Below are 3,394 nucleotides of genomic sequence, written 5' to 3'. Positions count from 1 at the left end.
ACTCCGTGGGCCGTCAACGCCGACGTGCCGGGAGCCGACCTGCGACGCCGGTGGCCGGTTCTTCCGCAGGGCCGCGACCTGATCGATGCCCAGCTGCGGGGCCACGCCCTCAACCCGCGCTCGGCCGACCGGGTGCTGCGACTGGCGTGGACCGCCGCCGATCTGGCGGGGCACGACGCACCCACGACCGAAGACGTCGAGATCGGACTCGCCCTGCGCCGCGGGTCGCCTCTAGGTGGCGCAGTGCGCGATCTGGTGCGGGCCTCGTGAGGGCCGCGGCAGCCGCTCGTCTTGCGTTGAGCCTGCTCATCGAGCCAGGCGACCCGCGCCTGCGAGATCTGCTGGTCGTTCACTCGCCGATCAGGGTGCTGCAGGCGCTGTTGGCCAGCGAGCCGCTTGACGGCTCGGCGCTGCCGGCGACCTGGTGCGAACGCGCAGGTCAGCTGGAGCGCGAGCGTGACCAGGTCCGGAATCGAGCTGCTCATTCAGGACTCCGTTGGGTGTGTCCCGGCGACTCCCAGTGGCCGGCCCAGCTGGCCGATCTCGACCACGTCGAGCCGCTGCAGGAAACCGCTGGCGGCCCCCTCGGGCTCTGGGTCCGCGGTGCCGCCCGGCTGGACCGCCTCGCCTCGCGGTCCGTCGCCGTGGTCGGTGCCCGGTCCTGCTCGACGTACGGCGCCGAGATCGCCGGGGAGGTCGCAGCAGATCTGGCGTCAGCAGATTTCACCGTCGTCAGCGGTGCGGCTTACGGCATCGACGCGTGTGCGCACCGAGGGGCGTTGGTCGTCGACCGACCGACCATCGCGGTCCTGGCATGCGGCGCCGATCGTGTCTACCCCGAAGCGCACGCCATCTTGCTCGACCGCATCGTCGACGAGGGCGGCCTCGTCGTCAGCGAGCAGGCGCCCGGGGCAGCCCCGTTGCGACACCGCTTCTTGTCTCGCAACCGCATCATCGCGGCGCTGACCTTGGGCACGACCGTCGTCGAGGCCCAGCTGCGCAGCGGGTCGTTGAACACCCTGCACTGGGCCGATCTGCTCGGACGCACCACGACGGCGGTACCCGGTCCGGTCACGTCGAACCGATCAGCTGGGGTGCACGCAGCGGTGCGGGCGGGCAAGGCCGTGCTCGTCACGTCGGGCCAGGACGTGGTCGAAGAGCTGGCGGCTCTCGGCATGGCGGGCTGATGGGGTCGGTCGCGGCGCGCACACTTGACCCATGGCGGAGTCGGACGAAGCTCGCATCAGCGAGACCTGGGCGCGGGTACTTGGCGACTACGAGCGGCACCTGGCTGCCGAGCGTGATCTCTCAGCCCACTCGGTGCGGGCCTACCTGGTCGACCTGACCAACTTGGCTGAGCACGCGGGCCGTCTCGGCATCGATGACCCGGCCGGTCTGACCATTCGGTCGCTGCGCAGCTGGCTGGCCACCCAGCAGACCCTCGGACGGGCGCGTACCACGCTGGCTCGCCGCGGCACGGCTGCCCGAGTGTTCACGACCTGGCTCGCCCGTACCGGTCGCGCCGACGCTGATGCAGGGGCACTGCTGGCGAGCCCCAAGGCGCACCGGGACCTGCCTGAGGCGCTGTCCGTGGCCGAGGTGCGCGCCCTGCTCGACGCGACCACGGAAGCGTTGGCCACCGATGTTTCGGTGGGCCTGCGTGACTTGGCGATCCTCGAGGTGCTGTACGCCACGGGCATCCGGGTCGGCGAGCTGGTCGCCATGGATCTCGACGACGTCGATCGGGCTCGTCGTGTCGTCCGCGTCTTTGGCAAGGGCCGCAAGGAACGCATGGTCCCGTTCGGTGCGCCAGCGGCCGACGCCATCGACTTGTGGGTGGAGCGGGGACGCCTTGATCTGGTGGTCGATGGCAGCGGCGCGGCTCTGTTTCTCGGAGCTCGCGGGGCCCGAATCGACCAGCGAGCCGTGCGCCGCGTCGTGCACGAGCGGTTGTCGGTCGTCGAGGGAGCGCCGGATCTGGGACCTCACGGCTTGCGACACACCGCTGCCACGCACCTGCTGGAGGGTGGCGCCGACCTGCGGTCCGTGCAGGAGATCTTGGGCCACGCCTCCCTGGGCACGACGCAGATCTACACCCACGTCAGCACCGAGCGGCTCCGCAGCGCCTACCGTCTAGCGCATCCCCGCGCCTGATTCACCACACGTGCGGGCGGGGCACCGTTGATCCACAGCAGAACGGTGCTTGAACCTGCACAATCTGGCGCCTGGCCTACGGTCAAGAGGTGCGCCCGACGGGGGCGCGCCCAGGAGTCAGGAGCACCACATGGCCACACGTACTGCCCGCACCGGTTGGAACGGAACCCTCGACGACGGCTCCGGCCAGGTCGAACTGACCAGCTCGGGGGCCGCGACGTTCGACGTCTCGTGGCCCAAGCGCACCGCAGAGAATGCCGATGGGACCACCAGCCCCGAGGAGCTCATCGCTGCTGCCCACTCCTCGTGCTTCGCCATGCAACTGTCGGCCCTTCTTGCGGCCGCCGGCGGATCCCCTGAGTCGCTGGAGGTCACGGCCGACGTCTCGTTCGGGGAGGACCCTGCCGGCGGCTTCAAGATCACCGGCATCGCTGTGAAGGTGACGGGCGAGGTCACTGGTCTCGACCAGGCGGGCTTCGAGAAGGCTGCCGAAGACGCCAAGAACACCTGCCCGGTCAGCAAGGCGCTGGCTGCTGTCGACATCACGTTGGAGACCGAGTTCGTCAGCTGACCCCATTCACAACAGCTGGGTCGGATTCACCGGGCGGCCACCGCGCAGCACCATGAAGTGCAGGTGGCACCCGGTGGCCAGCCCGGTGGCGCCGACCCGGCCGATGATCTGACCGGCCCGCACTCGGATGCCGGGGGCGACTGACTGCGACGACAGGTGTGCGTATCCGGTGACCATCCCGCCGCGGTGGTCGATGACCACACGCCGTCCGTAGGCGCGGTCGGACGGCGTGGTCGTGACCAGACCGGCGGCTGCTGCACGCACCGCGGTGCCGCACGGCGCGGCGAAGTCGGTTCCGTCGTGCATCTTGCGGACACCGGTGATGGGGTGCCGTCGTTGGCCGTACGGCGAGGAAATGGCACCCACGACGGGTCGGCGCAGCACTCCGCGGGCGCCGACGGGGGGAGCTGGCGGCCGTCCGTCGGGGGAGATGAGCCTGAACCGACCACCTCCCAGCAGGTCCAGTGGGTCACCGTACGCGTCATCGCCACGAACTCGCCCCAGGTGGAGGCAGGCGCCTGCACAGTGGCTTGGTCCCGGCTGAAGAGTGCCGAGCACCTGGCCGCGATGAACGGCGTCTCCTGGGTGGACACCTGCGTGCACCGGCTGATAAGTCGATCGCTCCACGCCGTGGTCGACGGTCACCACCTCGATCGACCCGATCCGACC

The 3,394-nt window shown here is 70.1% G+C and carries 4 protein-coding genes and 1 pseudogene; 4 read left to right on the top strand and 1 reads right to left on the bottom strand.

Annotated elements, in window-relative coordinates:
* The 4 genes and pseudogenes from WB508_RS07925 to WB508_RS07910 form a co-directional block, all read left to right on the top strand.
* Positions 1 to 270 (top strand): annotated as a pseudogene (locus WB508_RS07925) (ATP-binding protein); the annotation flags it as partial.
* Positions 267 to 1,187, top strand: a complete 921-nt coding sequence (gene dprA, locus WB508_RS07920) for a DNA-processing protein DprA (protein WP_423844345.1) — start codon at positions 267 to 269, stop codon at positions 1,185 to 1,187. The pseudogene WB508_RS07925 and the gene dprA, both read left to right, overlap by 4 nt.
* 31 nt (positions 1,188 to 1,218) lie before the next feature.
* Complete coding sequence (locus WB508_RS07915) at positions 1,219 to 2,154, top strand: tyrosine recombinase XerC (protein WP_423844344.1); 936 nt, start codon at positions 1,219 to 1,221, stop codon at positions 2,152 to 2,154.
* Between the two features lie 130 nt (positions 2,155 to 2,284).
* Positions 2,285 to 2,725 carry an OsmC family peroxiredoxin gene (locus tag WB508_RS07910; protein ID WP_423844343.1) on the top strand — a complete coding sequence of 147 codons (441 nt, stop codon included), beginning with the start codon at positions 2,285 to 2,287 and terminating at the stop codon, positions 2,723 to 2,725.
* A gap of 6 nt (positions 2,726 to 2,731) precedes the next feature.
* Here WB508_RS07910 and WB508_RS07905 read toward each other — a convergent pair.
* Positions 2,732 to 3,394: M23 family metallopeptidase (locus tag WB508_RS07905; protein WP_423844342.1), on the bottom strand; the 663-nt coding region annotated here is incomplete at its 5' end.

Source organism: Aeromicrobium sp., from assembly GCF_049586495.1.
In the GTDB taxonomy this organism is placed as follows: Bacteria; Actinomycetota; Actinomycetes; order Propionibacteriales; family Nocardioidaceae; genus Aeromicrobium.
Note: the sequence above shows the minus strand (reverse complement) of the source record. Positions and strands in the feature narration are given on the sequence as shown.

What these genes read in the sequence shown, in the direction of transcription:
- WB508_RS07910 (WP_423844343.1), top strand. Translation starts at nt 2,285, where the DNA reads ATGGCCACACGTACTGCCCGCACCGGTTGGAACGGAACCCTCGACGAC.
- WB508_RS07915 (WP_423844344.1), top strand. Translation starts at nt 1,219, where the DNA reads ATGGCGGAGTCGGACGAAGCTCGCATCAGCGAGACCTGGGCGCGGGTA.